The 25,817-nt window shown below is 63.4% G+C and carries 24 protein-coding genes; 14 read left to right on the top strand and 10 right to left on the bottom strand.

The annotated features are described in order from the left end of the window. Positions 1 to 21: 21 nt before the first annotated feature. Positions 22 to 975, bottom strand: a complete 954-nt coding sequence (locus tag J0909_RS15595) for a radical SAM protein (RefSeq protein ID WP_207264244.1) — start codon at positions 973 to 975, stop codon at positions 22 to 24. A gap of 170 nt (positions 976 to 1,145) precedes the next feature. On the opposite strand from J0909_RS15595, the gene J0909_RS15590 reads away from it, so the two are divergent. The 11 genes from J0909_RS15590 (at position 1,146) to J0909_RS15540 (ending at position 15,898) form a co-directional block, all read left to right on the top strand. After that, the gene (locus tag J0909_RS15590) at positions 1,146 to 2,987 is read left to right on the top strand and encodes a sensor histidine kinase (protein WP_207264242.1); all 1,842 of its coding nucleotides are present in this window, start codon (positions 1,146 to 1,148) and stop codon (positions 2,985 to 2,987) included. Between the two features lie 69 nt (positions 2,988 to 3,056). Next, a complete protein-coding gene (locus J0909_RS15585; RefSeq protein ID WP_207264240.1) occupies positions 3,057 to 3,941 on the top strand; it encodes a tRNA (adenine-N1)-methyltransferase in 885 nt (294 codons plus the stop codon). Between the two features lie 437 nt (positions 3,942 to 4,378). Further along, positions 4,379 to 6,940 carry a sensor domain-containing diguanylate cyclase gene (locus J0909_RS15580; RefSeq protein ID WP_207264238.1) on the top strand — a complete coding sequence of 854 codons (2,562 nt, stop codon included), beginning with the start codon at positions 4,379 to 4,381 and terminating at the stop codon, positions 6,938 to 6,940. A 235-nt stretch (positions 6,941 to 7,175) separates the two neighbouring features. Next, positions 7,176 to 7,703 carry an RsbRD N-terminal domain-containing protein gene (locus J0909_RS15575; RefSeq protein ID WP_207264236.1) on the top strand — a complete coding sequence of 176 codons (528 nt, stop codon included), beginning with the start codon at positions 7,176 to 7,178 and terminating at the stop codon, positions 7,701 to 7,703. Positions 7,704 to 7,900: 197 nt separating this feature from the next. After that, positions 7,901 to 8,947 carry a sulfate reduction electron transfer complex DsrMKJOP subunit DsrM gene (dsrM, locus tag J0909_RS15570; RefSeq protein WP_207264234.1) on the top strand — a complete coding sequence of 349 codons (1,047 nt, stop codon included), beginning with the start codon at positions 7,901 to 7,903 and terminating at the stop codon, positions 8,945 to 8,947. 45 nt (positions 8,948 to 8,992) lie between these two features. Beyond that, the gene (gene dsrK, locus J0909_RS15565; RefSeq protein ID WP_207264232.1) at positions 8,993 to 10,663 is read left to right on the top strand and encodes a sulfate reduction electron transfer complex DsrMKJOP subunit DsrK; all 1,671 of its coding nucleotides are present in this window, start codon (positions 8,993 to 8,995) and stop codon (positions 10,661 to 10,663) included. Positions 10,664 to 10,669: 6 nt separating this feature from the next. Further along, entirely contained in the window at positions 10,670 to 11,050 is a 381-nt protein-coding gene (gene dsrJ, locus J0909_RS15560; RefSeq protein WP_207264258.1) for a sulfate reduction electron transfer complex DsrMKJOP subunit DsrJ, read from the top strand. Then, the gene (gene dsrO / locus J0909_RS15555; RefSeq protein ID WP_207264228.1) at positions 11,050 to 11,820 is read left to right on the top strand and encodes a sulfate reduction electron transfer complex DsrMKJOP subunit DsrO; all 771 of its coding nucleotides are present in this window, start codon (positions 11,050 to 11,052) and stop codon (positions 11,818 to 11,820) included. Before dsrJ ends, dsrO begins: the two co-directional genes overlap by 1 nt. Before the next feature lie 11 nt (positions 11,821 to 11,831). Then, complete coding sequence (dsrP, locus tag J0909_RS15550; protein ID WP_207264226.1) at positions 11,832 to 13,061, top strand: sulfate reduction electron transfer complex DsrMKJOP subunit DsrP; 1,230 nt, start codon at positions 11,832 to 11,834, stop codon at positions 13,059 to 13,061. 174 nt (positions 13,062 to 13,235) lie between these two features. Continuing rightward, on the top strand, positions 13,236 to 14,111 hold the full coding sequence (locus J0909_RS15545; protein WP_207264224.1) for a VOC family protein: 876 nt from the start codon (positions 13,236 to 13,238) through the stop codon (positions 14,109 to 14,111). 161 nt (positions 14,112 to 14,272) lie between these two features. Beyond that, entirely contained in the window at positions 14,273 to 15,898 is a 1,626-nt protein-coding gene (locus J0909_RS15540) for an FmdE family protein (RefSeq protein WP_207264222.1), read from the top strand. Between the two features lie 70 nt (positions 15,899 to 15,968). Here the strand turns inward: J0909_RS15540 and J0909_RS15535 are convergent, their stop codons facing one another. The 8 genes from J0909_RS15535 to J0909_RS15500 form a co-directional block, all read right to left on the bottom strand. Further along, a complete protein-coding gene (locus J0909_RS15535; protein WP_207264221.1) occupies positions 15,969 to 16,637 on the bottom strand; it encodes an ABC transporter ATP-binding protein in 669 nt (222 codons plus the stop codon). A gap of 8 nt (positions 16,638 to 16,645) precedes the next feature. Next, positions 16,646 to 17,809, bottom strand: coding sequence for an ABC transporter permease (locus J0909_RS15530; protein ID WP_207264218.1), 1,164 nt, complete (start codon positions 17,807 to 17,809; stop codon positions 16,646 to 16,648). Between the two features lies 1 nt (position 17,810). After that, positions 17,811 to 18,263, bottom strand: a complete 453-nt coding sequence (locus J0909_RS15525; protein ID WP_207264216.1) for a DUF2318 domain-containing protein — start codon at positions 18,261 to 18,263, stop codon at positions 17,811 to 17,813. A gap of 245 nt (positions 18,264 to 18,508) precedes the next feature. After that, positions 18,509 to 19,231, bottom strand: coding sequence for a substrate-binding domain-containing protein (locus J0909_RS15520; protein WP_207264214.1), 723 nt, complete (start codon positions 19,229 to 19,231; stop codon positions 18,509 to 18,511). Beyond that, positions 19,228 to 20,013, bottom strand: a complete 786-nt coding sequence (locus tag J0909_RS15515; RefSeq protein WP_207264212.1) for an ABC transporter ATP-binding protein — start codon at positions 20,011 to 20,013, stop codon at positions 19,228 to 19,230. Before J0909_RS15515 ends, J0909_RS15520 begins: the two co-directional genes overlap by 4 nt. After that, complete coding sequence (locus tag J0909_RS15510; protein ID WP_207264211.1) at positions 20,004 to 21,047, bottom strand: FecCD family ABC transporter permease; 1,044 nt, start codon at positions 21,045 to 21,047, stop codon at positions 20,004 to 20,006. Before J0909_RS15510 ends, J0909_RS15515 begins: the two co-directional genes overlap by 10 nt. Continuing rightward, positions 21,028 to 22,071 (bottom strand): ABC transporter substrate-binding protein, encoded by a 1,044-nt coding sequence (locus J0909_RS15505; RefSeq protein WP_207264210.1) that lies wholly within the window; start codon positions 22,069 to 22,071, stop codon positions 21,028 to 21,030. The genes J0909_RS15510 and J0909_RS15505 overlap by 20 nt, the downstream gene beginning before the upstream one ends. Before the next feature lie 307 nt (positions 22,072 to 22,378). Continuing rightward, the gene (locus J0909_RS15500; RefSeq protein ID WP_207264209.1) at positions 22,379 to 23,050 is read right to left on the bottom strand and encodes a D-lyxose/D-mannose family sugar isomerase; all 672 of its coding nucleotides are present in this window, start codon (positions 23,048 to 23,050) and stop codon (positions 22,379 to 22,381) included. 84 nt (positions 23,051 to 23,134) lie between these two features. Between J0909_RS15500 and J0909_RS15495 the strand changes: the two genes are divergently transcribed. The 3 genes from J0909_RS15495 (at position 23,135) to J0909_RS15485 (ending at position 24,352) form a co-directional block, all read left to right on the top strand. After that, positions 23,135 to 23,569, top strand: a complete 435-nt coding sequence (locus J0909_RS15495; RefSeq protein ID WP_207264208.1) for a GNAT family acetyltransferase — start codon at positions 23,135 to 23,137, stop codon at positions 23,567 to 23,569. Positions 23,570 to 23,710: 141 nt separating this feature from the next. After that, positions 23,711 to 24,181 carry a bactofilin family protein gene (locus J0909_RS15490; protein WP_207264207.1) on the top strand — a complete coding sequence of 157 codons (471 nt, stop codon included), beginning with the start codon at positions 23,711 to 23,713 and terminating at the stop codon, positions 24,179 to 24,181. A gap of 12 nt (positions 24,182 to 24,193) precedes the next feature. After that, the gene (locus tag J0909_RS15485; RefSeq protein WP_207264206.1) at positions 24,194 to 24,352 is read left to right on the top strand and encodes a hypothetical protein; all 159 of its coding nucleotides are present in this window, start codon (positions 24,194 to 24,196) and stop codon (positions 24,350 to 24,352) included. Between the two features lie 182 nt (positions 24,353 to 24,534). On the opposite strand, the gene serB is transcribed toward J0909_RS15485, so the two are convergent. Next, positions 24,535 to 25,743: a phosphoserine phosphatase SerB gene (gene serB, locus J0909_RS15480; protein WP_207264205.1), complete on the bottom strand. Its 1,209-nt coding sequence runs from the start codon at positions 25,741 to 25,743 to the stop codon at positions 24,535 to 24,537. Positions 25,744 to 25,817 lie beyond the last annotated feature (74 nt).

The raw sequence follows: 25,817 nt of genomic DNA, 5'->3' as shown, positions 1-25,817 counted from the left end.
TGTCTGATCCCGGCGCGCCCATCAGTCTTCGATGACATGGCCCGTTCCGTGGTAAAATGTCTTCCCCCGGTCATCCCGGCGGGTGACGTCGCCCGTTTTTTCAAGGGCTTCCACGGCCTGGCGGACCTTGTCGGGGTCCGCTCCCAGGGCCTGGGCCAACTGTTCGGCGGTCTGGGGCCTGCGGCTCAGGGAGGCGGTCACGGCAGCGGTCATCCGCTCCAGGCTCATTTCCTTGCCCGCATGCCCCGGTCGCTTTTCCTGGCGGGTCCCCCCGCCTCCAAGCGCCAGGCGCCAACGGCTTAAAACCTCCCCGTCCACGGGGCGGACCCCCTTGACCGTGCCCGGACGGGTCAAAGTGACCACATCCACCCGGTCGGGAGCAAGCCGCTGGCAGAAAATCCGTAGCCTACCGAGGTTCTCGTCGGAATCGTTAATTCCTTCGGCAAGCAAAATTTCCAAAAATATCTTTCCCTTGAATTCTTTTTTGAATGCAAGGAGCCCTTCGGCCACGGCCTCGGGCAATATGGTCTCGTCCGGCCGGTTCACCCTGGCGAATTCTTCGTCCACCAGGGAATCCAGGCTGGGCAGGACCACGTCGGCGGCGCACAACTCGCGCCGCACTTCGGGATCGGTCATCAGGCTGGCGTTGGTCAGCACGGCCACGGGAATCCCCGGAAAGAGCCGTTTGGCTCCGAGGATAATCGCCTCCATGTCCGCGTTCAGGCACGGTTCGCCCAAGCCGCCCAGCGTGATCATATCGGGCGGCTCCAGCCCTTCTTCCTTCCACAAGGACAGTTCCTTGAGAATGTCGGCCGCCGGGACGTACACCCTGCGTTCGCAGGTCCGTTCCCTGGTGGCCCCCACCTCGCAGTAGACGCAATCCATGGAGCAGATGCGGTCGCCGAGCAGGTCGAGTCCGAGAGAACGGCCGAGCCGCCCGCTCATCACCGGGCCGAAGACGTATTTGTATGCCATGTCGCGTTGCGTTCCTTGGGAGGAGTCCCTAACTCTAGCCAGCTTATTAAGTACCGGGCCGGTTCTGTCAAGTTCGACGGGAGGTTTCCACCGGCCGGGAATTAATAATTGGAGCGGGCGGCCGGAGGGCGTAGGGTAGCTTTGAGCCCCTTTGGCCGGAGGAACCACGCGTGCTGGAAATAACTCTTGAAATTCTGAGGTTTTTTATTCTCGCCATGGCGCTGGGGCTCTTCATCCGCGCCGATCGGACCGTGAATTACGGCCGCCGGGGCTTTCTGCTCATCAAAATCGGTTTCCTGCTGATTCTCTTCGGGGTCTTCATGGAGATCATCGACATGCTCGGCATCCCGGGGTGGGGCGTGATAGGCGACGTGCGCGTGCACATCTATCTGGCCAAGCTCCTGGGGCAGTTGGCCGGGGCAAGCCTGCTCCTGGCCGGGCTGTGGTTCTGGCTGCCGTCCATGCGGACCATGGACGAGGTCCAGGAGGAGCTGGACCGCGCCCGGAGCGACCTTGAGGAACGTTTCCTGGCCCGGACTCACGACCTTGAGCAGGAAGTGGCCCGGCGGTGCAAGGCCGAGGCCGAAGGGCGCGTCGCGGACGAGCGCCGCCGCATCCTGTTCGAGAACAGTCCGGTGGGCATTACCCACGGCTTCGTGGGCGGCCGGTTCGTGGAACGCAACCTGGCTTATGCCCGCATGCTCGGCTACGAATCCCCTGCGGAAATGGCCCGGATCCAAGCCCTGGCGGGCGATACCTTCTCGCATGTGGTGGACCCGGTTGACGCGGAGCGCATCGTCTCCCTGACCCGGAGCGAGGATTGGGTCCAGGGGCTGATCGTGCGCATGCGTCGCAAGGACGGGGAACTCCGCTGGATCCGCTTGGACATGGCCATGGCCCGCGATCACCACGGACAGAACTACTATTTTTACGCCTTTGCCTTGGACGAGACCGAGAATCGGGAGCGCGCGGACCTCCTGGCTCGATCCAGGCGCCGCCTCTCGGGCATCCTCAACTCCATGCCCGTGGGAATCTTCGTGGTCGATTTCCAGACGCGCACCCTGACCGGTGCCAATCCCGAGGCCTTAAGGCTGGTCGGGTCTTCCCGGGCGGAGCTGCTCGGCTCACCCTGCCGGGAAATTCTATGCGGCGACGCCAAGTCCTGCCCCTGGCATTGCATCGATGGACACGTCAGTGTGGACGAGTGCTACCTGACCCGCAAGGACGGGAGCCGTCTGCCGGTGCTCAAGAACATGGTGGAGGCCACGGTGGACGGCAGGGAGAGCCTGGTGGTCAGCGTGCAGGACATCTCCGAGCAGAAAGGACTTGAAGAATTGCGCGCGGATGTGGACCGCATCGTGGCCCATGACCTCAGAGGGCCGATTATCGGCGTGATCAACGGCTGCCGGTACCTGCTTATCGAGGAGGAGCGCCTGGATGCCGAATTGAGCGAGATGCTGCATCTCATCGAGCACCAGGCGGAAAAGGCCCTGCGCATGATCGGCATGTCTCTGACCCTGTACAAGATCGAGGCCGGGACCTACGCCTACGAACCCGTGTCCGTGGACCTCATGGCCGTGATCCGGGAGACCCTGGGCAACCTGGCCGGGCGGATCGCGGACCGTGACCAGACCGTGACCGTGGAATTCGACGGGGTGCCGGACGACGGGCTGGCCTGCCTGACGATCCCCGCCAATGAGGCGCTGCTTGAGGCCATGGTCTCCAATCTGTTGCTCAATGCGGTGGAAGCCGCTCCGGCGGGAAGCGAGATATCTGTGCGGGCGGCGTCGGGGAAGGAGGTCGTTTTGACCATGGCCAATCCCGGAGTCGTGCCCAAGCCCCTGCGCGAGACCTTTTTCGACAAGTATTCCACCGGGGGCAAGCGGGACGGCACCGGCCTGGGAACCTATTCCGCGCGGCTGGCGGCCGGGGCCATGGGCGGGTCCATCGAGCTTGGGGTCTCGGACGCCGAGGACCGGACCACCCTGCGTGTGACCCTGCCCGGGGCGTGAGCCCTTTTTCTTGACTTCCGGCCTTGCGGACCGTACTCAGGGCCATCATTCTCAGGAGGCCCATTACCTATGATTGAACCGGGACAGCTCATTTTGCTCATCAGCCACAAGGGCAAACGCTACCTGCGCAAGCTTGAGGCAGGCGGCGAGGTCCATACCCATGACGGCAAGCTGCTCATGGACGAGGTGGCCGAGGCGGGCTACGGCCAATACGTCAAGACCCACCTCGGTAAATTGTACCTGGTGCTCAAGCCCACCCTGCACGACCTGATCAAGGGGGTGAAACGCCAGACCCAGATCATGTATCCCAAGGAGATCGGCTACCTGATGATGAAGCTGGGCATCGGCCCCGGCTCCACGGTCATCGAGTCCGGCACGGGCTCGGGCGGCCTGACCACGGCCCTGGCCTGGTTCGTGGGCGACACCGGCAAGGTCATCACCTACGAGCGGCGCGCGGACTTTTACAAGCTGGCAGGGAAGAATCTGGAGCGCGTGGGCCTGGCTCATCGCGTGGAGCAGGTCAACCGGAACATCGAGGACGGTTTCCTGCATTCGGGCGCGGACGCCCTGTTCCTGGATGTGCGCACCCCCTGGGAATACCTCCCGTCCATTCCGAGCGCGGTTATCCCCGGTGCCATGTGCGGCTTCCTGTTGCCCACGGTCAACCAGGTGTCCGACCTGTTGCGTGGCCTGGAGGACGGCCCCTTCGCCGAGATGGAGGTCCTGGAAATCCTGATCCGTCGCTGGAAGCCCGTGGCCGATCGGCTGCGCCCGGACGACCGCATGGTCGCCCACACCGGCTTTTTGGTCTTTGCCCGATACATGGAGCAGCCCGAGACCTTGCCTTTGTCCGGGAACGTGCCCGGCGACCTCCCGGAAGAGGCGACGGACGCCCCCGGCGAGGAGTTGCCCGGTGCCTCTGCGGAGGACGACCCGGACATCCTTGAAATCTAATTCGCAAGCCTTGGGGGCCCGTTCCTTTCCGGAGCGGGCCCTTTTCTTATGCGGAAAGCGGCGTGGCGGAAACGGCCACGTCGAAGACGCAAGAAATGGATACGCGGGCGTAAGCCCCTGCCCGCCGGGGGGCAAAACCGCTTGAATCCCGCCGTGAAGCGGCTTTCGGCGTCCGGGTTTCCCGTTAGGGAGTTGACGGGATATCCCCCATGGGGCCCGGCCGCGATCGGGCGGGGCGGATTCCACGGCTGTCGGCCTGGGTTCCCCGTCACCCGGCACAAGTCACCGGGTCGTGACAAATGATAAAAAACCTCCGACCGGCTCGACAACAGCGGCGCGAAGCAGTATGGTTTTCGCCCGCATCCTGCATGTCGTCCGCCCGCATCGGCGTACGCGGACTTGCTCGTGGAACAACGCCACCTACCGAGGACACGCGCTTGAAGAACCGCCGCATCATCCCTGAGGAACAACTCCGGCAACGCGCCCGGGAGCACGCCGCCCGCCTGCGCGACGGCGACGATCCCGTGGAGTTTTGGGCGTCGTTTTGCGCGGAGGTTCTGGCAGGGAATACCGGTTTCGCATCCGCCGAGGACGTGGACTGCCCTCCGGATCCCCAAGTGCCCCGGCTGTATACCCTGTTCCTGAGCTTGCGCACCCCTGTCCTGCTGCTCAACTCCGATTTCCAGGTGGAGGTCATGAATCCGGCGGCCGTGGAGTTGACCGGGGCCGAGGACTGCGGCGACTGGTGCCGGGGCGGCCATGCCCCCGTCCCCCTGGCTGATCTGGCTCCCTGGTTGGAGAGCGCCCTGGATGCCGAGAGCCTGGGCCGGGGAGCCGGAACCTGCAAGCTGGATGTGCCGGTGGCCCAAGGGCACGGCGAACGCCATTTCAATGTCTCGGTTTCCCTGACCGCCGATTTTTCCGACCGTTACGATGGATATGCCGTGGTTCTGGACGACATCACCGCCCGGGTGGAAGGCGCGCGCGAATTGGCCCGCGAACGCAACCGGGTGGCTCATTACCTGGACGTGGTCGGGGCCATGGTCTTCACCCTCGACGCCGCCGGGAAGATCGACATGGTCAACCGGACCGCCTGCCGGGTGCTCGGGTATACCGAGGCGGACCTCCTGGGCCGGGATTGGGTGAACGCGCTGGTGCCGCCGTTCGACAGGGATGAAATCCGCGACTGCCTGTGCCTGGTTCTATCCGGCCAGATGGCGGAAGGGGACGAGCGCATCTTCCGGGTGAACACCCGGGAAGGGGCCTACCGGACGGTCATGTGGCAAAGCAAGCTGTTGACCACCGAGGGCGGCCTGCCCGTGGGGATGCTGTTGTCGGGCACGGACATCACCGAGCAACGGGCCATCGAGGAGGCCCTGGCCGAAAAGGAGTTGTGGCTGCGCAGCACCTTCGTGGGGCTGGGCGAGGCGGTGCTCATCCTCACCCCGGACATGGAGATCCTGGACGCCAATCCGGCTGCGGAATCCATGTTCCAGAAGACCCAGGCCGAGTTGGCCGGGCTGCCGGTGGGCGAGCTGCACGTCAGCGCCGGCCACTATGACGATTTTCTGGCCCGTTCCCGGGCGGCCTTCGAGGCCGAGGGGCGGACGCTCTTCGAACTGCCGCTCAAGCGGCGCAACGGTGAAATCTTCCCGGCCGACCAATCCGTCTCCCTGATCAAGGGGGACGACGGCGCCACCTTGGGCGTCGTCAACGTCATCCGCGATATTTCGGACCGCAAGCACGCCGAGGCCGAGCTCAAACGCAGCGAGGAGAAGTTTCGGCGCATCTTCGAGACCATCGAGGAGGGCTACATGGTCACGGACCTGGAAGGGACCGTGCTCATGGTCAATCCGGCCACCTGCCGTCTGCTCTGTTATGAGGAGTCCGAATTGGTGGGATGTAACCTCGACACCCTGTATCGGCGGACCGATGGTGTGGAAAGCCTGCGCGATATCCTGCGCCAGAAAGGGGCCATCCGGGGACAACAGATGACCGCCCGGCGCAAGGACGGGTCGGCCATCGTCATCGAAGCCAACGCCCATCAGGTCCTCAACCACCGGGACGAACCCGTGGCCATGGAAGGGACCTTCCGCGACATCACCCGCCGCATCGAAGCCGAAAGGGTCCTGCGCGAGAGCGAGAAGCAATACCGGGCCTTTTTCGAGAACAACCACGCCATCATGCTCCTGACCGATCCCAAGTCCGAGCGGATCATCGACGCCAACCCGGCGGCCGCGGAATTCTATGGGTATCCCATCAAGACCATGCGGACCATGAACCTGAGCCAGATCAACGCCCTGGACCAGGACGAGATGTTTACCGAAATGCGCCGCTCCATGGACGAAGGCCGGGCCTATTTCATCCTCCGGCACAGGCTGGCCAGCGGCGAGATGCGCGATGTGGAGGTCTATTCCGGCCCGATCATGGTCCAGGGCGTCCAGCGCCTGTACTCGGTCATCCACGACGTGACCAAGCGCATCGAACTGGAACAGGAGATGAAGCTGCTCGCCACCATCGACGCCCTGACCGGGGCGAACAACCGGCACCAGTTCTTTTCCCTGGGCGCGGTGGAGGTCCAGCGGGCCAAGCGCTATGACCAGCCCCTGACCGTGCTCATGCTCGACATCGACTATTTCAAGTCCATCAACGACAGCTACGGCCACGCGGCCGGGGACATGGTCCTCAAGGCCCTGGCCTCCTCGGTCTCGTCCATCCTGCGCTCCTCGGACATCTTCGGCAGGCTCGGCGGCGAGGAATTCGCGGCCATCCTGCCGCAGACCGACATCGAGGAGGGAGCCGAGGCGGCGGGCCGCCTGCGGGCCGCCCTGGCCGGGCTCACGGTGGATGTGGGGGGGGACGTCGTCTCCTTCACGGTCTCGGTGGGCGTGACCCGGATGCACTCCGGGGACAGCACCGTGGAAGAGCTCCTCAACCGGGCTGACGAGGCTCTGTACAAGGCCAAGCGCATGGGCCGCAACAGGGTGGTGCGCGGCTGATGAAAAGCGTGTCCCGGCAGCCTGTTCGGCAAAGCCGTCAACCCCTGATAATCCTTTTCATTGACCGGTTTTTCCTTGAAAAAACCTTGACGTTTTCCGATGGGTTTGGAATATGGTTCTGAGTTTTACGTGATGTTTTTCACAATTTATCATAGGCCTGTCCGCGAAATGCCCGCCCGCGCCCTCCGGGCCGGGTTCGCAAGTGGTTCATTTCACGGATTGTTGCGGGTTGTTAATGACTTTTGAATCCACGTTGGCCGAACGCAAGGCCGAATTGTCGCAGAAATGGGCGGATCTGGTTCTCAAGACCTATCCCAAGGAAACCCAGAAAGTCTGGTCGCGGCAGAAGGATCGATTTCAGAACCCGGTCGGGGCGGCCATCATCGAGGCCACCGGGGAATTGATCGACCATTTGATCGAGTGGCAGGATGCGGGGCGCATCGCCGAGAGTCTGGACAAGCTCATCCGCATCCGGGCGGTGCAGGATTTCTCTCCTTCCCAGGCCATCAGCTTCGTCTTTCTACTGAAGAAACTTCTTCGCGACGAGTTCTTTCAGCCCATGAAGAAGGACGGCACCCTGGACGAGCTGCTCAGATTCGAGGCCAAGGTGGACAACCTGGCCATGATGTCCTTCGACATCTATTCCAAGAGTCGCGACGAGGTGTTCCGGTTCCGCGTGGAGGAAGTCAAGCGCGCCCAGAGCAGTCTGCTCAGGAAGGCCGGATTGGTTGCGGACGTTACGGCCGAGAAATCGGTCGATTAGGGACGCGCCGGGTGTGGCGCACGGTGTGAAGCCGGGCGAAGCATGACAAGGGGTTGGGGGTTTCGGCCTTTCGGGCGGGAATCCGTCTTCAGCGCATAGCTTCGAACATTTTTACGCCGGTCCCTCGGGGGTGTCCCGAAAATGGCAGGCCGTTCAGGTAAAACCGGCGGTCCAACCTTCAAGCGAGGTGACGGTAGATGAATGCTCTTTACTCACTTCTGTTCGTCTTTCTCCTGGTGTTGATCCCGTTGTTCGGGGTTGATGCGGCACACATGAGGACTTTCTTCGGTGTCTGCATCCCGACGACGGCGTTCATCATCTTTATTATCGGCTTTATTTATAAAGTCGTCACCTGGGGCCGGAGCGCCGTGCCGTTCCGCATCCCCACAACAGGCGGCCAGTTCCAATCCTTTGATCCCGAGCTGTTCAAGCAGAACAAGCTGGACTGTCCCCAGACCGGAGCCCAGACCTTCTTCCGCATGGTTCTGGAGGTCTTCGCCTTCCGTTCCCTGTTCAGGAACACCGCCGTGTCCCTGCACGAGGGCAAGGATCACCCCGTGGTGGCCTACAAATCGAGCAAGTGGCTGTGGCTTTTCGCCATCACCTTCCACTACTCCTTTTTCATCATCGCCCTGCGGCACCTGCGCCTGTTCCTCGAACCGATCCCGTTCCTCCCGGTGGGCGCGCTCGAGTTCGTGGACGGCATCCTGCAAATCGGCGCTCCGGTCATGTACCTGAGCGACCTCGGCCTGGTGGCGGGCGTGGTCCTGCTCCTGAGCCGCAGGCTGATCAACCCCAGGATCAACTACATCTCCTATGTCTCCGACTTCTTCCCGTTGTTCCTGATCCTGTCCATTGCCCTGTCGGGCATCTACATGCGCTACTACGCCAAGGTTGACATCATCGCCATCAAGGAGCTGACCATGGGCCTGGTGACGTTCCATTACGTCGTCCCCGAGGCCATCACCGTGTCCTTCTTCGTTCATGTCTTCCTGGTCAGCGTGCTCATGGCCTACTTCCCGTTCAGCAAGCTCATGCACATGCCGGGCGTTTTCCTGTCCCCGACGAGAAACCTGCCGAACGATTCGCGCGCAAAGCACCACGTGAACCCCTGGAACGATCCGAACATCAAGGCCCATCCCTACGCGGAATACGAAGAGGAATTCGGCGTGCCCATGGCCGAGGTCGGCCTGCCGCTCGACAATCCCGAGAACGGCGTCCCGCATGATGAGACCAAGGCCTAGGGTTCACCGCCTGGTGATACTTTCTTTATCCGAGGAGATAAGAATATGTCCGACATTCCCAAAGCAGACGAGCTCTTCAAGAGCATAGATTACAATCCGCCGCTCTCCGGCTGGATGGAAACCCCGGTGGATTTCTCGCCCGGTCATTGGTGCTACCCCGCCAAGCCCGAGAAGATCGCCTACATGGATAAGGAACTGCCCGGCCTGTGGGGCGAACCCCGCCAGTGGCTGCCCTCCGACGCGGACTGGAAGCTGCCCCCCAATTGGCGGGAGACCGTGGTCAACGGCTTCCGCGAGCGGCTCAAGAAGTTCCGTTCCCTCCAGTTGTTCATGGACATCTGCGTGCGCTGCGGCGCCTGCGCCGACAAATGCCACTACTTCATCGGCTCCGGTGATCCCAAGAACATGCCCGTGCTCCGCGCCGAATTGATGCGTTCGGTCTATCGCGGCGAGTTCACCCTGGCGGGCAAGATCCTGTCCAAGTTCACCGGCTCCCGGGTTATGGAGGAACACGTCCTCAAGGAGTGGTTCATCTACTTCTACCAGTGCACCCAGTGCCGCCGCTGTTCCCTGTTCTGCCCCTACGGCATCGACACCGCCGAGATGACCATGATGGCCCGCGAACTCATGCATCTGGTCGGCCTGAACACCAACTGGATCATGGAGCCGGTCTCCAACTGCAACATCACCGGCAACCATCTCGGCATCCAGCCCCACGCCTTCAAGGACATCGTGGACTTCATGGTGGACGACATCGAGGAAGTCACCGGCCGCCGGGTCAAGGCCCCGCTGAACGAGAAGGGCCACGAGATCCTGTTCATCACCCCCTCGGGCGACGTGTTCGCCGATCCGGGCATCTACACCTTCATGGGCTACCTGCTCCTGTTCGACTACCTCGACCTGGACTACACCATGTCCACCTACGCGTCCGAGGGCGGCAACTTCGGCTCGTTCACCAACAACGAGGTCATGAAGAAGCTCAACGCCAAGATGTACGCCGAGGCCGAACGGCTGGGCTGCAAGTGGATCCTGGGCGGCGAGTGCGGCCACATGTGGCGCGTGGTGCATCAGTACATGGACACCATGAACGGCGATACCCAGTGGTCCGGCATGACCACCCCGAAGTCGCCCATCACCGGCACCGTGTTCAACACCGCGGCCGCCACCAAGATGCTGCACATCACCGAGTTCACCGCCGACCTGATCAAGCACAACAAGCTGAAGCTCGATCCGAGCCGTAACGATCATCTGCGCGTGACCTTCCACGACTCCTGCAACCCCGCCCGGGGTATGGGCCTGCTGGAAGAGCCGCGCTACGTGCTCAAGCACGTGTGCAACAACTTCTTCGAGATGCCCCCGGCGACCATCCGCGAGCAGACCTTCTGCTGTGCGGGCGGTTCCGGCCTGAATACCGACGAGATCATGGAAATCCGCCTGCGCGGCGGCCTGCCTCGCGGCAACGCTCTTCGGTACGTACAGGAGCAGCATGGCGTGAACCTGATGGCCTGCATCTGCGCCATCGACCGCGCGACCCTGATCCCGCTGGCCGACTACTGGGCCCCCGGCGTGACCATCGCCGGCACCCATGAGCTGGTCGCCAACGCCCTGGTCCTCGAAGAGGGCGAGGTCCGCACCATGGACATGCGCCAGGAACCCCTCCCCGGCTTCGAGGACGAAGAAGACGACTGGACGCCCCCGACCAAGGAGGAAGCGTAGATGAAAATGCACAACGGATTTGCGATCGTCGCCGGACTGGTCATCTTCTTCGCGATGCTGACCGCGCCGTTTGCGCTGGGCACCATGACCAAGCAGTACAAGGAACCCGAGCTCAAGCTGCCCAAGAACGAGAAGGAGTGCATCGAATCCACCGAGTGGATGCGCAACAACCACATGCAGCTCCTGAATGAATGGCGCGACTGGGCGCTGCGCGACGGCAAGAGGACCTATACCAACCACAAGGGCAAGGAGTTCACCATCTCCCTGCAGAATACCTGCATGAAGTGCCACGAGTCCAAGGCGGACTTCTGCGACAAGTGTCACAACGACGCGGGTGTCTCGCCCTATTGCTGGGACTGCCACGTTCAGCCGGAGGGTTTGAAATAATGAAGAACAGCAGAAGAACCTTCATCAAGCTTGCCGGTATCGCTGCGGCCGGTCTGGCCGTGGCCCCGAGGAAGGTCCTGGCCTCCGGGGGCCAGGAGCCGGTCAAGGTCAACGCCACGGCCGTGCACGCCAAGCACTGGGCCATGGTCGTCGACACCACCAAGCTGCACACCGCCGAGGCCATCGACAAGCTGGCCGCGGTCTGCCACCACATCCACAACGTGCCCAAGATCGAGGGCAAGAAGGAAGTGAAGTGGCTGTGGCACGACACCTATGCGCACTCCTTCCCCGAGCAGGAAAACCCGCACCTGGCCGAAGAGGTCCACGAGCGCGTCTTCCCGCTCTTGTGCAACCACTGTGAAAATCCGCCGTGCGTGCGAGTCTGCCCGACCAAGGCGACTTTCCAGCGCCCGGACGGCATCGTGGCCATGGACTACCACCGCTGCATCGGCTGCCGCTACTGCATGGCCGGTTGTCCCTACGGCTCCCGCTCGTTCAACTGGGGCGAACCCCGGCTGAACCTGGATCTGGCCAACCTGAACCCCGAGTTCCCCACCCGCATGCGCGGCGTCGTGGAGAAGTGCAACTTCTGCGTCGAGCGCCTCGCCGTGGGCAAGATGCCCGCCTGCGTGGAGGCCTCCGAAGGGGCCATGCACTTCGGCGACCTGAAGGACCCGGATTCCGAAGTCCGCAAGGTGCTTCGCGAGAAGTTCACCATTCGTCGTAAACCCTCGGCAGGCACTGAGCCCAGTGTTTACTACATCATTTAGGAGGAATCGGAATGCTTGAATTAGCTCTGAAAGGTTCCAAGAGATACTACGGCTGGATCGCGTTCCTCCTGGTTCTCATCGGTATCGGCTCCACGGCCCTGGTCGACCAGTGGATGCACGGCCTGAAGATAACCGGCATGAGCCGCGACGTGTCCTGGGGATTCTACATCTCCCAGTTCACCTACTTGGTCGGCCTGGCCGCCTCCGGCGTCATGATCGTGCTGCCCAACTACTTCCACTCGTACAAGACCAACAAGCACATGGTCATCTTCGGTGAATTCATGGCCATCGCGGCCTGCATCATGTGCCTGCTGTTCATCGTCGTGGACATCGGGCAGCCCACCCGCATGATGAACATGATCTTCCACCCGACCCCGAACTCCATCCTGTTCTGGGACATGATCGTGCTCAACGGCTACCTGTTCCTCAACCTGCTCGTGGGCTGGACCTGCCTGCAGGCGGACCGCCAGCACCTGCCCCACCCGCAGTGGCTCAAGCCGTTCATCTACATCTCCATCATCTGGGCTTTCTCGATCCACACCGTGACCGCGTTCCTGTACCAGGGCCTGCCCGGCCGCCACTACTGGCTGACCGCCATCCTGGCCGCCCGTTTCCTGGCCAGCGCGTTCTGCTCCGGTCCCGCGATCCTGTTGCTCGTGATGATGGTCACCGAGAAGCTTACCAGCTTCAAGATGGCCAAGAACGCCGTGAAGACCCTGGTCAAGATCATCGCCTACGCCATGTGCGTGAACATGTTCTTCTTCGCCTTGGAAATCTTCACCTCGTTCTACTCGAACATCCCGGGCCATATGCACCCGATTCTGTACCTGTTCGAGCACGGCAGCACCGGACTGGTGACCCTGATGTGGACCTTCATCGCCTTTGCCGCGATCTCCATCACTCTGCTGGTCACCCCGCGCTTCCGCAACAACTACAAGCTGCTGCCCTGGACCCTGGGCATCCTTATCGTCGCCACCTGGATCGATAAGGGCCTGGGCCTGTTGATCGGCGGCTTCAACCCGACCCCGTTCGAGACCATCACGCCATACTGGCCGACGCTCAAGGAGCTCATGGTTTCGATGATGGTCTACTCCGTCGGAGCACTGATCGTGACTGTGCTCTTCAAGATCGCCACCGACGTCAAGCAGGAAGTGGGACACTCCCAGGCTCTGGCCTGCGGATGTTCCACCGAGGACGTCTGTGAGTGCACCACTGAAGAAGAGGCCCCGGCCGAGGCCTAAAACCCGGCAACAGCCTGGCCATGTAACGTCACCTCGCTAGGCTTCTAGGCTGCACCAGGGCCGCCCCGTTCTCGGGGCGGCCCTTTTTTCGTACCCTGGGCTTCGCTTTGCTTCCGGGCTGTGCTATGCAGTCCGAAAACGATTATGGCCGGATCGGCCTGGATGGAGACCATCATGTTGCGACTCGGATATTCACGCCTCATACTTATTCCCGCGCTCCTGGGACTGCTGCTCCCGGCCGCGTGTTCCACCCGCATCGCCCTGCCGTCGGTTACCCCGGACGCCGGGCGGCTGTCCTACCCCGGCAAGTTCGTTTGGTTCGATCTCCACACCACGGATATGTACAGGGTGGCGCAGTTCTACGATGCGGTCTTTGGCTGGTCCGTCGAGCGGGCCGATCCGGGCTCTCCCCGGATCAAGACCATCCTGCGCAGTGGACGCCGCATCGGGTCCATCTTCCTTCTGGACGACAAGGACCGCACCGCGCCGGGTTGGGTCCCCAACCTGGCCGTATCCGACGCGGATGCGGCCTTTGCCGGAGCCCTGGCGGCCGGAGCGAGCCCGCTTTATGCGCCCGGCGATCGGCCATACCGGGGTCGCATGGCCGGGATCCGCGATCCGCAGGGCGCCCGGCTCGTCCTCCTGGCCTCGTCCTCGGGCGATCCCCGGGATGGTCCGCCGGAGGACGGCACGTTCATGGGCGCCGAGCTGTGGACCCCGGACGTCACCGGGGCCGAAGCCTTCTACGTCGGTCTGGCGGGCTACCGGGCCGTCGAAATTGGCTCGGGCGGCGCTCCCTACGTCATGCTCCTGTCCGACGAGCGGCCGCGCGGCGGCATCACCGCACCGCCCGCCCCGGTCAAGACCCCGTTGTGGGTTCCCCAGGTGGCCGTGCGCGACGTGATGGGCGTGCTTGAGCGGGTCCGGGCCGCGGGTGGGACCGTGCTCCTCTGTCCCGTCCCGGGCGACAAGACCCATCAGACGGCGGTTTTTCTGGACCCGGCGGGGGGCGTCATGGGCGTGCGCGCGTTTGCGCCGGTGAGGAATTAACGGCTGTACGCCTGTTCAAGTGTTGTGCGGAAACGCGCGAGGTTGCTCCGTGTTGCACCCCTGACCCGGGCATGGCATGATGCCTTTCCTTTTTCCGGCGGCAAACTCGGGGAAGGGATTGGCGGTCGCATCGCGTACTTTATCGAACTGTGAGGCACAGCATGAACATCGGACAGTATACATTTGAAGAATTCAAACAAAAGGCCAAGGAATTTCACGGTTACCCCGCGCCGGGCCTGCTCATCGGCGGATACATGGTCGAGGCGGCCAAGGCCCGGTTGCCCGAGGGGACGTTGTTCGAGGCCATGGTCGAGTCCGGCAAATGCCTGCCCGACGCGGTCCAGCTTCTGACCCTGTGCTCCACGGGCAACAATTGGATGAAGGTCAAGCTCCTGGGGCGTTACGCCGTCTCCCTGTACGACAAGTTCACGGGCAAGGGCTTCCGCGTGGCCGTCGATCTGGAGAAGCTCGCGAAGTGGCCGGAGATCCGTGCCTGGTTCCTGAAGGAGAAGCCCAAGGCCGAGCAGGACACGGAGCAGCTCTTCAAGGAAATCGAGGAGGCGGGCGACACCATCTGCTCGATCCGGCCCGTGGTTATCGCCAAGCGTTATCTCGGCCACGGCCATATGACCACCATCGACGTCTGTCCGGTCTGCGGCGAGGCCTATCCCGGCTCGGACGGCTCCATCTGCCGGGGCTGTCAGGGCGAGGCCCCCTATGAATCCATCGAAGGGGCCGTCTGCTCGGACGATGCTCCGGCCCTCCGGGTCGTGCCCGTGGAACAGGCCGTGGGCAAACAGGTCGTCCACGACATGACCGGCATCGAGCCGGGCGAGTCCAAGGGGCCCATCACCAAGGCGGGCGACATCCTCGGCATTGGCGACGTCTGCCGGTTGCAGCGCATCGGCAAGTTCAACGTCTACGACGGCGAGGCCCTTCCCGGGGACGAGTGGGTTCATGAGAACGATGCGGTCAAGGCGTTTGCGAAACGCATGGCCGGGCCGGGCGTGACCTACGATCCCGATCCGGAGGAAGGAAAGATCAACTTTTTTGCCGAATATCCGGGTATGCTGTCCATCGACCTGGACGCGCTTTCCCGGTTCAACCTCAGCCCGGACGTCATGCTGGCCACCCGGCACGACGGTTCGCTCATGCCCGAGGGCAAGGGCATTGCCGGGACCAGGGCCATTCCCCTGTATATCTCCCGCGACCGGTTCAGCCGCGCCCTGACAGCGCTCGGCGAAGGCCCGGTCCTGTCCGTTCTGCCCCTCAAGCCCGCCAAGGTCGGCATCCTGGTCACCGGCACCGAGGTGTTCCAGGGGCTCATTGAGGACAAGTTCATCCCCATCGTCTCGTCCAAGGTCATCCAGCTCGGCTGCACCGTGCACCGGACCGACATCGTACCCGACGAGCGCGCGGCCATCACCAAAGCGGCCAAGGCCATGCTGGACAGCGGCTGCGATCTCATCGTGACCACGGCGGGTATGTCCGTGGACCCGGACGACGTCACCCGCGCGGCTCTGGAGGATGCGGGGCTGCATGCGGACCACTACGGCGTGCCCATGCTGCCCGGGACCATGACCCTGGTGGGCAAGCTCAGGAACGCGGCCATCATCGGCGTCCCGGCCTGCGCCCTGTTCTACAAGACCACGGCCTTTGACGTGGTCCTGCCACGCGTGCTCGCCGGACAGGAGCTGCGCCGCAAGGACCTGGCCCGCCTGGGCGAAGGCGGGTTCTGCATGAATTGCAAGACTTGCTCCTTCCCCAAGTGTCCCTTCGGGAAATAGACGTCCGCCCTTGCGAAAAAGAAAAAGCCGTCCCTCGGGGCGGCTTTTTTTATCGGCTGCCGTGCGCGTCCTATTGTCGCACGACCCGGCCGTCGGCCATTCGGACGGCTTGATCCGCCCGGGCCGCGTATTCCTCATCGTGGGTGACCATGATGACGGCCAGGCCGTCGTGCCGGAGCTCGCTCAGCAACCCCATGATGGCGTCGCCGGTTTCCTTGTCCAGATTGCCCGTGGGCTCATCCGCGAACAGAATGGCGGATTCCTTGACCAGGGCGCGGGCGATGGCCACGCGCTGCTGCTCGCCGCCGGACAGGTGTCCGGGCAGCTTGCCGCCCTTGCCGGACAATCCCACCCGTTCCAGGCAGGCGTCGGCCCGTTTGCGCACCTCGGCGGGTACGGTGCCGAGCCCCTGCATATACGGGAGCAGGACGTTTTCGCGCGCCGTGAGGTATGGCAGCAGGTGGTGGAACTGGAAGATGACCGCGAAATCCTTGCGCCTGAGTTCGTTCAGGCGCGCGCGGGACACGGTGGCCACATCCTCGCCCCGGTAGAGCAATTGTCCGGAATCAGGGGCCAGCAGGGTGGACAGAATGTTCAGGAAAGTGGTCTTGCCCGAGCCGGACCGGCCCACTATGGACACGAACCGGCCGGGCTCGACCAGCAGGTCCGCGCCGTTGAGCACAGTGGTCTCGCCGCCCTCGCCGTGGAAGGTCTTGGTGATGTTTTTCGCTTCGAACATGGTCGCTCCTAGAGTGCGATGAGGGCCTCGGACGGCTCCACGGAGGCCGCCTTCCAGGCTGGCAGGAATGCGGACAGGACCGACACGGCCACGATGAGCAGGCCGGTCAGGGCCAGGTGCGCGGGGTTGAAGGCCAGGGTCGCGTCCTTGGCCATGTCGAGCAGGGCCAGGACCTTGAGGCTCAGGGCGTAGCCCGCCGTGTAGCCGACGCTGCCTGCCGCCAGGCCGATGAGCACGGCCTCGAAGCAGAAGATGGCGAAGACGCCGCCCCGGCTGAAGCCCAGCGAGCGCATGAGCCCGATTTCCTTGATCCGTTCATTGACCGAGGCGAGCATGGTCACGCCGACCATGCAGCAGGCGATGAGCAGGATGACCAGGGACACGGTCAGAATGAGTTTCTTGACGAAGTCCACCGAGTACATGCGCTGCTTGACGATGGACTGAAGGGCCTGGATGTCGGTGCCGGGCAGGGCGGTGCGCAGCTCGGACACGATCTCTTCGATGGGACAGCCCGCGCACAGGGCGGCCACCTCCACGAAGCTGACGCGGCCGGGCTTGCCGAAGTGCGCCTGGGCGAAGTCCATGCCCGCGAACAGGACCGAATCGTCGTCCGAGCCCGTGGGCTTGAGCACTCCGGCCACGCGGACCTTGGTCCCGTCCAGGGTCAGCTCCGAGCCGGGCGCGAGCCCGAGGGCGGCCGCGGCCTTGGCCCCGGCCAGCACGCCGTCGTCCGTGGCCGGATAGGCCCCGTCCACGGCCCAGTAGCCCTTGAGGACCTTTTCGCGGTCGAAGCGCACGCCCACCACGCCCACGGCCGTGTCCCCGGCCCGGGCCATGGCCACCAGCTTGGGCGCGACCACGGCGATGCGTTCCCGAAGGGCGATGTGGCCGATTTTGTCGGCCACCCGGGCCTCGTCCAGGTCATGCGCCCCGAGGGCCATGTCGCCCAGGGCGAAGCCGCCGTAACTGACGGTCAGCTTTTCGCTCTTGGGCATGATCAGGATGTTCGCCCCGTAGGCCGAGAGCTTCTTTTCCAGGGAGCCGCCCACCACGCTGGATACGTAGTTGAGGGAGACGATGGAGGTCACCCCGAGGGTGAAGACCAGCAGCAGGAGCACGGTCTTGACCCATTTCCTGCGGGTGTTGCGCAGGGGAATGGTCAGGATGTTCATGCTAGAAATACCTCGCTCCGTCCTTGAGGTCGTTGGCCGAGATGGTCACGTTGCGCCCGTCGTCGTTGCGGTGCAGGGGCGAGGGATTGCAGCCGCCCCGGACCTCGTTGATGCGCGAGGAGTGGAACCGCTGGCCGCAGTTGTTGCAGATCATGAAGTCGCCCTCTTGGGAGTACCCCTTTTTCTCCCCGAAACAGACGTCGCAGGCGTTGAAGGCCGCCCGGATGATTCCGTCCCGGCTTTTCAGGACGAAGAATTTCACGTCCTTGCCGCCCGCGTCATAGGTGTAGAAATGCGCCTGCCCGTCGTCCACGTCGGCCACGGGGATGGTTACCGTCCCGTTCACGGCCGCGACCGTTTCGTTACCCCCGAACCCCCAAAAGGCCGACGCCGATCCGGCGAGTCCCAAAACGAACAGCATGGCAATAAAGGCGATGGATTGAATGCCTTTCATGAATTTCCTCCCTGATATAATTCCAGACTTTTGCGGTATGAAAATAGAGCGGACCGATTCCGCGCACTGTTGATGAGTCGGGTATTCATGCAATACGCGCACCAAATGTGCAAGCGAGTGTTTTCGGCAGGTTGTCGTTCATGCGGGGGGAAAACGGGTTCCCGACCGTGCGCAATTGCACATCGTGTGTGCAGTACTTGGCACATGTGGGCCGTTTGAACCCGGCGGCGGGGGTGTCTCGTCTTTTAGCGGGCTGGTGAGGGCAAGGGCGTGAATCCGCAATCCTCGGCGGCTTGACGGGCCGTGGCGGAAAGCAGGGCCACCAGGGCGGAGCGGGCCTCGTCGGTGGCGCGGGCCGCCGCGCCGTAGAGGGGCCGAACGGCGAGTTCCGGGGGGAGGTCCAGGATGGTCAGGCCGGGATGGCGGGCGGTCACGTCCAGGGCCGTGGTCCGGTAGCCGAGAAAGAGGTCCACCTTGCCCGTCCTGAACAGATCGACCACGGGCGACCCCGTTGACGCATGGTGGCCGGGCAGGTCTCCGCCAACCAGGGAGCGGGCGCGGTCGCGGAGCATGGCCCGGCTGCCCGGGCGGATGGTCTCGGCCCGGTCGAAGACCATGAGGGCGTAATCGCCGCCGGGGTCCGCACCCGGGGTGGACATGCCCAGCCTGCCGTCGGGGTCGAGCATGGCCCGCAGGGCATCGCCATCGGCCAGGAGTTCCGCGCGGCCGAACAGGCAGACCCGGTTCTCCAGGAACGGTATGGCCTCGCCGTAGTCTCCCAGCCGGGACACGGCGCGGACATGGCGCATGTTCGCGGACAGAAATAGGCTTGGCCGCAGTCCTTCCTCGATGCGGGCGCGTAGCAGCCCGGCCGGGCCGAAGCGGATGTCGAGTTTAAGGCCCGCGGCTTCGGCCATGGCGGGCAGCGCCTTGCGCAGGCTCCCGGCGGCCAATACGGTCGTGGTCATGCTTTCTCTCCACGTACGGAGCAGATGGTTTTGCCGTTGTCGAGGCGGTGGATGTCCACGTCCAGGCCGTAGAGGGCGGACAAAGCCTGTGGGGACAGGACATCCCCGGTTGCGCCCATGGCCTGGAGGCGGCCTTTGGTCAACAGGGCGGTCTGGTCGGAAATCTCGAAGGCGTGATCCGGGAAATGCGTGGTCATGACCACGGCCAGTCCCCGGTCCGCCAGGGAACGGATCAGGCCGAGCGTGCGCGCCTGGTTGCCGAAGTCCAAGTGCGAGGTGGGCTCGTCCAGCAGCAGGATTTTCGCGCCTTGGGCCAGGGAGCGGGCGAAGAGGATGAGTTGCCGCTCGCCGCCGCTGGTCTCGCTGTAGTCCTTGTTCGCCAGGTGGCCGATGCCCATGGTCTCCATGGCCGCAAGGGCTGCGTCCAGGTCCCGTTTCGACGGCGAGGCGAAGGGGCCCAGGTGGGGCGTGCGGCCCATGACCACCACGTCCAGGGCGCGGAAGGCGAAGACCGGCGAATGGGTTTGCGGGACCAGGGCGATGGCCCGTGCGGTGCGCCGACGGCCCAGGGAGGCCAGGTCGTCATCGCCCGCCAGGACCCGGCCGGTGCGGGGCATGAGCAACCCGGCCAGGCAGTGCAGCAGGGTGGATTTGCCCGTGCCGTTGGGGCCGAGGATGGACAGGACCTCGCCGGGCCGGGCATCCAGGGTCACGTCCGACCAGACCGGATTGCTCCTCGGGTAGGCGAAGCCCAGGGATTCCGCGCGCAGGATCAGGCCCATCCGGTTCGCCCTCTGCCGAGCAGCACGGCGAAAAACGGCGCGCCCACGGATGCGGTCAGGATGCCCAAGGGAATCTCGGTGGCCGTCAGGTTCCGGGCCAGGCCGTCGATGAGCACCAGGTAGCATGCGCCCAGGGCCAGGCTGGCCGGGATGAGCTTGCGGTAGTCCGGGCCGACCAGCATGCGCGCCAGGTGCGGGACCACCAGCCCCACCCAGCCGATGATGCCGCTGACCGAGACCGCGCTGGCGGTGACGACGGTCACGGCCACGATCACGCCCAGCCGCAGGCGGCCCGCCTCCACGCCCAAGGTCCGGGCTTCCTCATCGCCCAGCGACAGGACATTGAGCTGCCAGCGGATCAGGAGCAGGCCGAGCACGCACACGCCCATGGGCAGAAGCACGGTCAGCAGGCGTTCCATGGTCATGGAGGCCAGGGAGCCCATGAGCCAGTAGACGATGACCGGGAGCTTGTCGTCCGGGTCGGCCGTGTACTTGACCAGGGAGAGCAGGGATTGGAAAAACGCGCCGACCACCACGCCCGCCAGGATGATGATCATGGGGCCCGCCGAGCGGTACAGCCTGCTCATGGCCCAGGCCGCGCTCACGGCGAGCATGCCGAAAAAGAAAGCCGATCCCTGGATGAGCCAGGGGGAGTTCCACAGCAGGATGCCCAGGGCCGCGCCGAAACCGGCCCCCGAGGCCACGCCGAGGATGTACGGGGAGACGAGCGGGTTGCGGAACAGCCCCTGGAAGGCCGCGCCCGCCACGGACAACCCGCCGCCGATGAGCATGGCCGCCAGCACGCGGGGCAGGCGCACCTGGAGAACCACGGTCTCCAGCACGCCCGGCCAGTCGCGTTCCACGGGCAGCCCGGCGCCGTGGGCCAGGATGCGCAGGAGGTCCGGCAGGTGCACGGGATAGCGGCCCCAGGCGAGGCCGATGCAGAAAACAGCGGCCGTGCCGCCCCATAACGCCAGGGCGCTCAGGGACGGGCGCGGCCGCCGGGGGTAGGGTCTATTTGAAGGGAATGCCATAGAATTCATTGTAGTAGGACTGGACCATGGCGTTCAGGTCAACATCCTTGAACTTCTCGGGGTAGAGCGTCTTGGCCATCCACAGCTCGCCCAGGGCCATGGATTCGGGCAGGGCATGGCCCCACGGCTTGACGTATTCCGGGCAGATGTACAGGCGTCCGTTTTTGATGGCCGAAACCTGCTGCCAGGCTGGATTGTTGCGCAGCTCCTCGGCGGCGGAGCGGTGCCGCCATTGGATGAAGACGACCTCGGGGTTCCAGCGCAGGACGTCCTCCATGGTCACTTCCTTGAAGCCGGTGATTTCCTTGGCGACCACGTTGACGCCGCCTGCGCGCTCCATGATCACGCTGGTGTACTTGCCCGCGCCATAGGTATGCAGGTTGTTGCGGGCCATGTAGCATTTGACCCGCTTGGCCTCGGGAATGTCGCCCAGGTGCGACTTGAGAACGGCCTGGTTGGCATCGACGACCTGCATGAGCCGGGCGGCGCGTTCCTGCTTGTTGCAGATCTCGCCGATGAGCAGCACGCCGTCGCGCAACCCCTTGTCGTAGGCGGTTTGGGCGTCGGCCAGGTCGGGATTGAGCTTGGCGGCCTCGTCGCCGGCCGCATCGAACAGGGACACGGCCACCACCGGGATGCCCGCGTCGCTGATCTGCTGGATCATGTCCTTGGGCGCGTAGTGGGTAACGAAGACCAAGTCGGGGTTGAGGGCCAGTAGCGCCTCCATGTTCACGGTATCGAGTCCGCCGGGGGTGGGCATGGAGCCGATGTCGGGCATGGTCTTGGCCGCGCCGGGCAGATATTTATCCCATTTTTCGAGCACGCCCACGACTTTGTCCTGGGTGCCGAGCTGGATCATGATGTCGAGCGTCTGATGCTGGAGGACCACCACCCGCGAAACCGAGTCCGGGATGGTTACGGTCCGGCCGAGCTGATCCGTGATTGTGCGTTGGGCAAGGGCCGAAGAGAACGACAACATCACGAGAAGACAGGCGAGCAGGGACGCATGCAGAATTTTTTTCATGGACAAACCTCTCCTTGGCAGGGGTATCGCCTCGGGTCGGGGCCAACGGGGCGCCGACCCGAGGGCCTTTGAAAACAAAAACCCACCATATCAATCTGCAATGTTTTCGCAACGGAAAACCTCAACAGTCACGCGAACATCCATTCGCGTGACTGTTGCCTGGGAAAGGGCGAAACCGTGCCGTCGTCCGGCGATCCGGCCTGGTTCTTCGGCGCGGTTTGTTTGCCGCGCGACCATTGTCCATTCGATGGGGAAGCATGAAAAAAGCCGCCTGAGCGGCGGCTTTTTCTCGCGTCGGGAACGATCCCTACACGTAATCGGGATAGTCCGTGCACAGGAGATGAAGCGGGGCCTCGTCCTCCTCGATCTCGGGGAACCGGGCCTGGGGATCGAGAAAGCGGTTGTCGGTGTTGTCGTCGTTCACGGACGAGACTTCGCCGACCAGGACCTTGCCCTTGCCGGGTTCGCCGTAGAAGCGGTGGTACATGCCCTGTTCGAGAAAAATGGATTCGCCGGGACTCAGGACCACTGTGCCGCCGGGTTGGACGATGCGCGTGAAGCCGTCCACGGACACGGCCAGGGGCTCCTTGGCCAGCGCCTCGCCGGGCGTGGAACCATAGAGTTCGATGACCAGGTTGCCGCCGCCCCGGTTGATGATGTCCTCGGTCTTGGACCAGTGGAAGTGCATGGGGCAGACCTGATTCTCACGGACGATCATGATCTTTTCCGCGTACTTCTTGGGGTGGCCTGTGGCCAGGTTGCCGTTGCGGATGGTGAACAGGATCAGCCCCCGGCTGGCGAAATCACCGGCCCCGTAGTCGGTCAGGTCCCAACCGAGCTGGTTGCGGACCACTTCGCTGCCGCCCTTGCCTTTCCATTGTTCCGGAGACCAGAAGCCCCACGGCGGAAGGGCGAATCGGAAGGAATCGAAAAAAGTCTTGGCGTCTTGGATGAGGGCGTTGATCTGACTGCGTTTCATGCCACCTATCTAGGTGAGCCGCCGGGGCGCGTCAAGGGGGTGGCGGCACTGGACAGCATGTCTCGGTCAGGGCAGAGTGGAGATGTGACGAATGACATCTATATATCAACCTATGACGACGCCCGTCACCGCGACAGGGTCTCGGCCCTGTGGTGCGAGGTTTTCGGCTATCCGGCCGCCTACAACGATCCGGCCTATGTCATTGACCGAAAGATCGCAGTGGATGACCTGTTCTGGGTGGCTGAAGCGGGCGGGGCGGACGCCTCCGTGCTGGGCTCGGTCATGGCCGGGTACGATGGGCACAGGGGGTGGATCTACTCCCTGGCCGTGGCTCCGGCCGAGCGCGGGCGCGGCCTGGGCTCCCGTCTTCTGGACCATGCGCTCTCTGCTCTCAAGGGGATCGGCTGCGTCAAGGTCAATCTTCAGGTCCTGGAATCCAACGAAGCGGTCCGCCGCTTCTATGAAGCCAACGGCTTTCATGTGGAACCCCGGGTGAGCATGGGGCGTATTTTGGAGTAATTCGGGCCTTCCGGGTTGGTTGCCTTGTGGAAAAAAAGTGGCGTTCGACGGCGGCTGGGTATATAGGGGAACCCTGCGCTGTTGTTAGGATCACAATACGGGACGACTCAGGTTGCCCGGGAAACGAACGAGGAAGATGATATGGGGCTCTTTTCCAGCAAGAAGACCAAGGAAAATTCCGAACTGAACGCATTTCTGGGCGTGGGTACCGAATATAAGGGCAAGCTTGATTTTGTCGGCACGGTGCGCATAGACGGCCGGTTCGAAGGCGAGATCACCACCGAGGGCGTGCTCATCCTCGGCCGCAAGGCCTCCATCGTGGGTGTTGTGCGCGTGGGGCAGCTCAATTCCTGCGGCGAAATCCTCGGCGACGTGCACGTCAAGGAAAAGGCCGTGTTCGAAAAGACCAGCGTACTCAAGGGAAGCCTTGACACACCGGTGCTTGTTGTGGAAAAGGGCGCCTTGGTCGAAGGGACCATCTGCATGACCATGGGAGCGGCCGTTGAGACCAAGCCCAAGGTCGTGTCCGCGAATTTCGGCGGCGGCGCGGTCAAGCCCGTCGCCAGGGAACTTGAGGTCGCCAAGACCGGCTCCGACAATAACGGGGCATAACGGAGGTTTACCATGTTTGAACTGGTTATCGAAGACAATGGCAGGGAATACGTCGCGGCTACTACCGAAGACGCCCGCGAGGTCGAACTGCTTCGGCAGCGCCACATGCGCTCTCTCACCGACGGCCTGGCCTACATCCGCGAGACCAAGCCCGAAGACAAAAAGAAGTAACCGGCCCGGCCCGGTTGCCCGAAAAAAACAGCCCGTCGGCGCGATCGCNCCTGGCCTACATCCGCGAGACCAAGCCCGAAGACAAAAAGAAGTAACCGGCCCGGCCCGGTTGCCCGAAAAAAACAGCCCGTCGGCGCGATCGCGCCGACGGGCTGTTTTTTTGCGTCTGGGCGACTGGGCGCCTACACCACGTCGCGGGCGCGCATGCCGAGGAGGAAGAGGATGGCGTCGAGCCCCAGCGTGGAGATGGCCTGCCGCGCGCCCTGCTTGACCTTGGGCTTGGCGTGGAAGGCGATGCCCAGGCCCGCGAGGTTGAGCATGGGCAGGTCGTTGGCGCCATCGCCCACGGCAATGACCTGTTGCAGGGAAATACCTTCCTGGCTGGCGATGGACTGGAGCAACTCGGCCTTTTTCTGGGCGTCCACGATGTCTCCCACAGCCTTTCCGGTGAGCTTGCCGTCCTTGATTTCGAGTTCGTTGGCGTAGACGTAGTCGATGCCGTACCGCTTGCGCAGGATGTCGCCGAAATAGGTGAACCCGCCGGACAGGATGGCGATTTTGTAGCCCACGTTCTTGAGGTTGGAGATGAGTTTCTCCGCGCCTTCGGACATGGGCAGCCGGTCGGCGACCCGCTTGAGCACGGATTCGTCCAACCCTTCGAGCAGGGAGAGGCGTTTGCGCAGGGACTGCTTGAAATCGAGCTCGCCGCGCATGGCGGATTCGGTGATGGCGGCCACCTTGTCGCCCACGCCCGCTTCCTTGGCCAGTTCGTCGATGACTTCGGCCTGGATCAGGGTGGAGTCCATGTCAAAGGCCACCAGGCGCCGGTTGCGGCGGAAGATGTTGTCTTCCTGGAAACCGATGTCCACCATCAGCTCCGAGGATATCTCCAGGAACTTGGCACGCAGTCCGGCCACGTCGTTGGGGGTGCCGCGCACGGTGAACTCCACGCAGCCGCGCGAACATTCGTAGTCGTTGCAGTCGAGCGGCACGCGACCGGACAGCCGGTAGATGGTGTCGATGTTCAGCCCGGCCTCGGAAACCACCTTGGTGATGGCCGCGATCTGCGCGGACGAGACCGAGCGGGCCAGCAGGGTGATGATGTAGCGCGGCCGGTGCGCCTCGCCCACCCAGGAGGCGTACTGCCCTTCGTCCAGGGGATGCAGGCGCATGGTCACGCCGAGTTCGTGGGCCTTGAAGAGCAGGTCCTTGAGCACCGGTTGGGAATTGGCGGGCAGCCGGATGAGGATGCCGAGCGTCAGAAAGTTGTGGATGACCACTTGCCCGATGTCGAGCACGTCCACGTCGTATCCCGCCAGCACACCGGACAATTCCGCCGTCAATCCGGGCCGGTCGCCGCCCGTCACGTGCACCAATATGATCTTTTCCATGAACCCCACTCCCGTGCGAACTTTGTGCGGCCCTTCTCGCATATATCCTTCTGTCCGTAAACCTCGGGCGATGT

It is taken from the genome of Desulfovibrio sp. Huiquan2017 (genome assembly GCF_017351175.1).
Taxonomy (GTDB): Bacteria; Desulfobacterota; Desulfovibrionia; order Desulfovibrionales; family Desulfovibrionaceae; genus Pseudodesulfovibrio.
Note: the sequence above shows the minus strand (reverse complement) of the source record. Positions and strands in the feature narration are given on the sequence as shown.

Bases quoted from the DNA above. Each gene is read 5' to 3' on its own strand.
- serB (WP_207264205.1), bottom strand. From the start codon at position 25,743: ATGGAAAAGATCATATTGGTGCACGTGACGGGCGGCGACCGGCCCGGA.
- J0909_RS15575 (WP_207264236.1), top strand. From the start codon at position 7,176: ATGACTTTTGAATCCACGTTGGCCGAACGCAAGGCCGAATTGTCGCAG.
- dsrJ (WP_207264258.1), top strand. From the start codon at position 10,670: ATGCACAACGGATTTGCGATCGTCGCCGGACTGGTCATCTTCTTCGCG.
- J0909_RS15490 (WP_207264207.1), top strand. From the start codon at position 23,711: ATGGGGCTCTTTTCCAGCAAGAAGACCAAGGAAAATTCCGAACTGAAC.
- dsrO (WP_207264228.1), top strand. From the start codon at position 11,050: ATGAAGAACAGCAGAAGAACCTTCATCAAGCTTGCCGGTATCGCTGCG.
- J0909_RS15520 (WP_207264214.1), bottom strand. From the start codon at position 19,231: ATGACCACGACCGTATTGGCCGCCGGGAGCCTGCGCAAGGCGCTGCCC.
- J0909_RS15585 (WP_207264240.1), top strand. From the start codon at position 3,057: ATGATTGAACCGGGACAGCTCATTTTGCTCATCAGCCACAAGGGCAAA.
- J0909_RS15515 (WP_207264212.1), bottom strand. From the start codon at position 20,013: ATGGGCCTGATCCTGCGCGCGGAATCCCTGGGCTTCGCCTACCCGAGG.
- dsrP (WP_207264226.1), top strand. From the start codon at position 11,832: ATGCTTGAATTAGCTCTGAAAGGTTCCAAGAGATACTACGGCTGGATC.
- J0909_RS15500 (WP_207264209.1), bottom strand. From the start codon at position 23,050: ATGAAACGCAGTCAGATCAACGCCCTCATCCAAGACGCCAAGACTTTT.
- J0909_RS15545 (WP_207264224.1), top strand. From the start codon at position 13,236: ATGTTGCGACTCGGATATTCACGCCTCATACTTATTCCCGCGCTCCTG.
- J0909_RS15535 (WP_207264221.1), bottom strand. From the start codon at position 16,637: ATGTTCGAAGCGAAAAACATCACCAAGACCTTCCACGGCGAGGGCGGC.
- J0909_RS15530 (WP_207264218.1), bottom strand. From the start codon at position 17,809: ATGAACATCCTGACCATTCCCCTGCGCAACACCCGCAGGAAATGGGTC.
- J0909_RS15540 (WP_207264222.1), top strand. From the start codon at position 14,273: ATGAACATCGGACAGTATACATTTGAAGAATTCAAACAAAAGGCCAAG.
- J0909_RS15485 (WP_207264206.1), top strand. From the start codon at position 24,194: ATGTTTGAACTGGTTATCGAAGACAATGGCAGGGAATACGTCGCGGCT.
- J0909_RS15525 (WP_207264216.1), bottom strand. From the start codon at position 18,263: ATGAAAGGCATTCAATCCATCGCCTTTATTGCCATGCTGTTCGTTTTG.
- J0909_RS15505 (WP_207264210.1), bottom strand. From the start codon at position 22,071: ATGAAAAAAATTCTGCATGCGTCCCTGCTCGCCTGTCTTCTCGTGATG.
- dsrM (WP_207264234.1), top strand. From the start codon at position 7,901: ATGAATGCTCTTTACTCACTTCTGTTCGTCTTTCTCCTGGTGTTGATC.
- J0909_RS15510 (WP_207264211.1), bottom strand. From the start codon at position 21,047: ATGGCATTCCCTTCAAATAGACCCTACCCCCGGCGGCCGCGCCCGTCC.
- J0909_RS15595 (WP_207264244.1), bottom strand. From the start codon at position 975: ATGGCATACAAATACGTCTTCGGCCCGGTGATGAGCGGGCGGCTCGGC.
- dsrK (WP_207264232.1), top strand. From the start codon at position 8,993: ATGTCCGACATTCCCAAAGCAGACGAGCTCTTCAAGAGCATAGATTAC.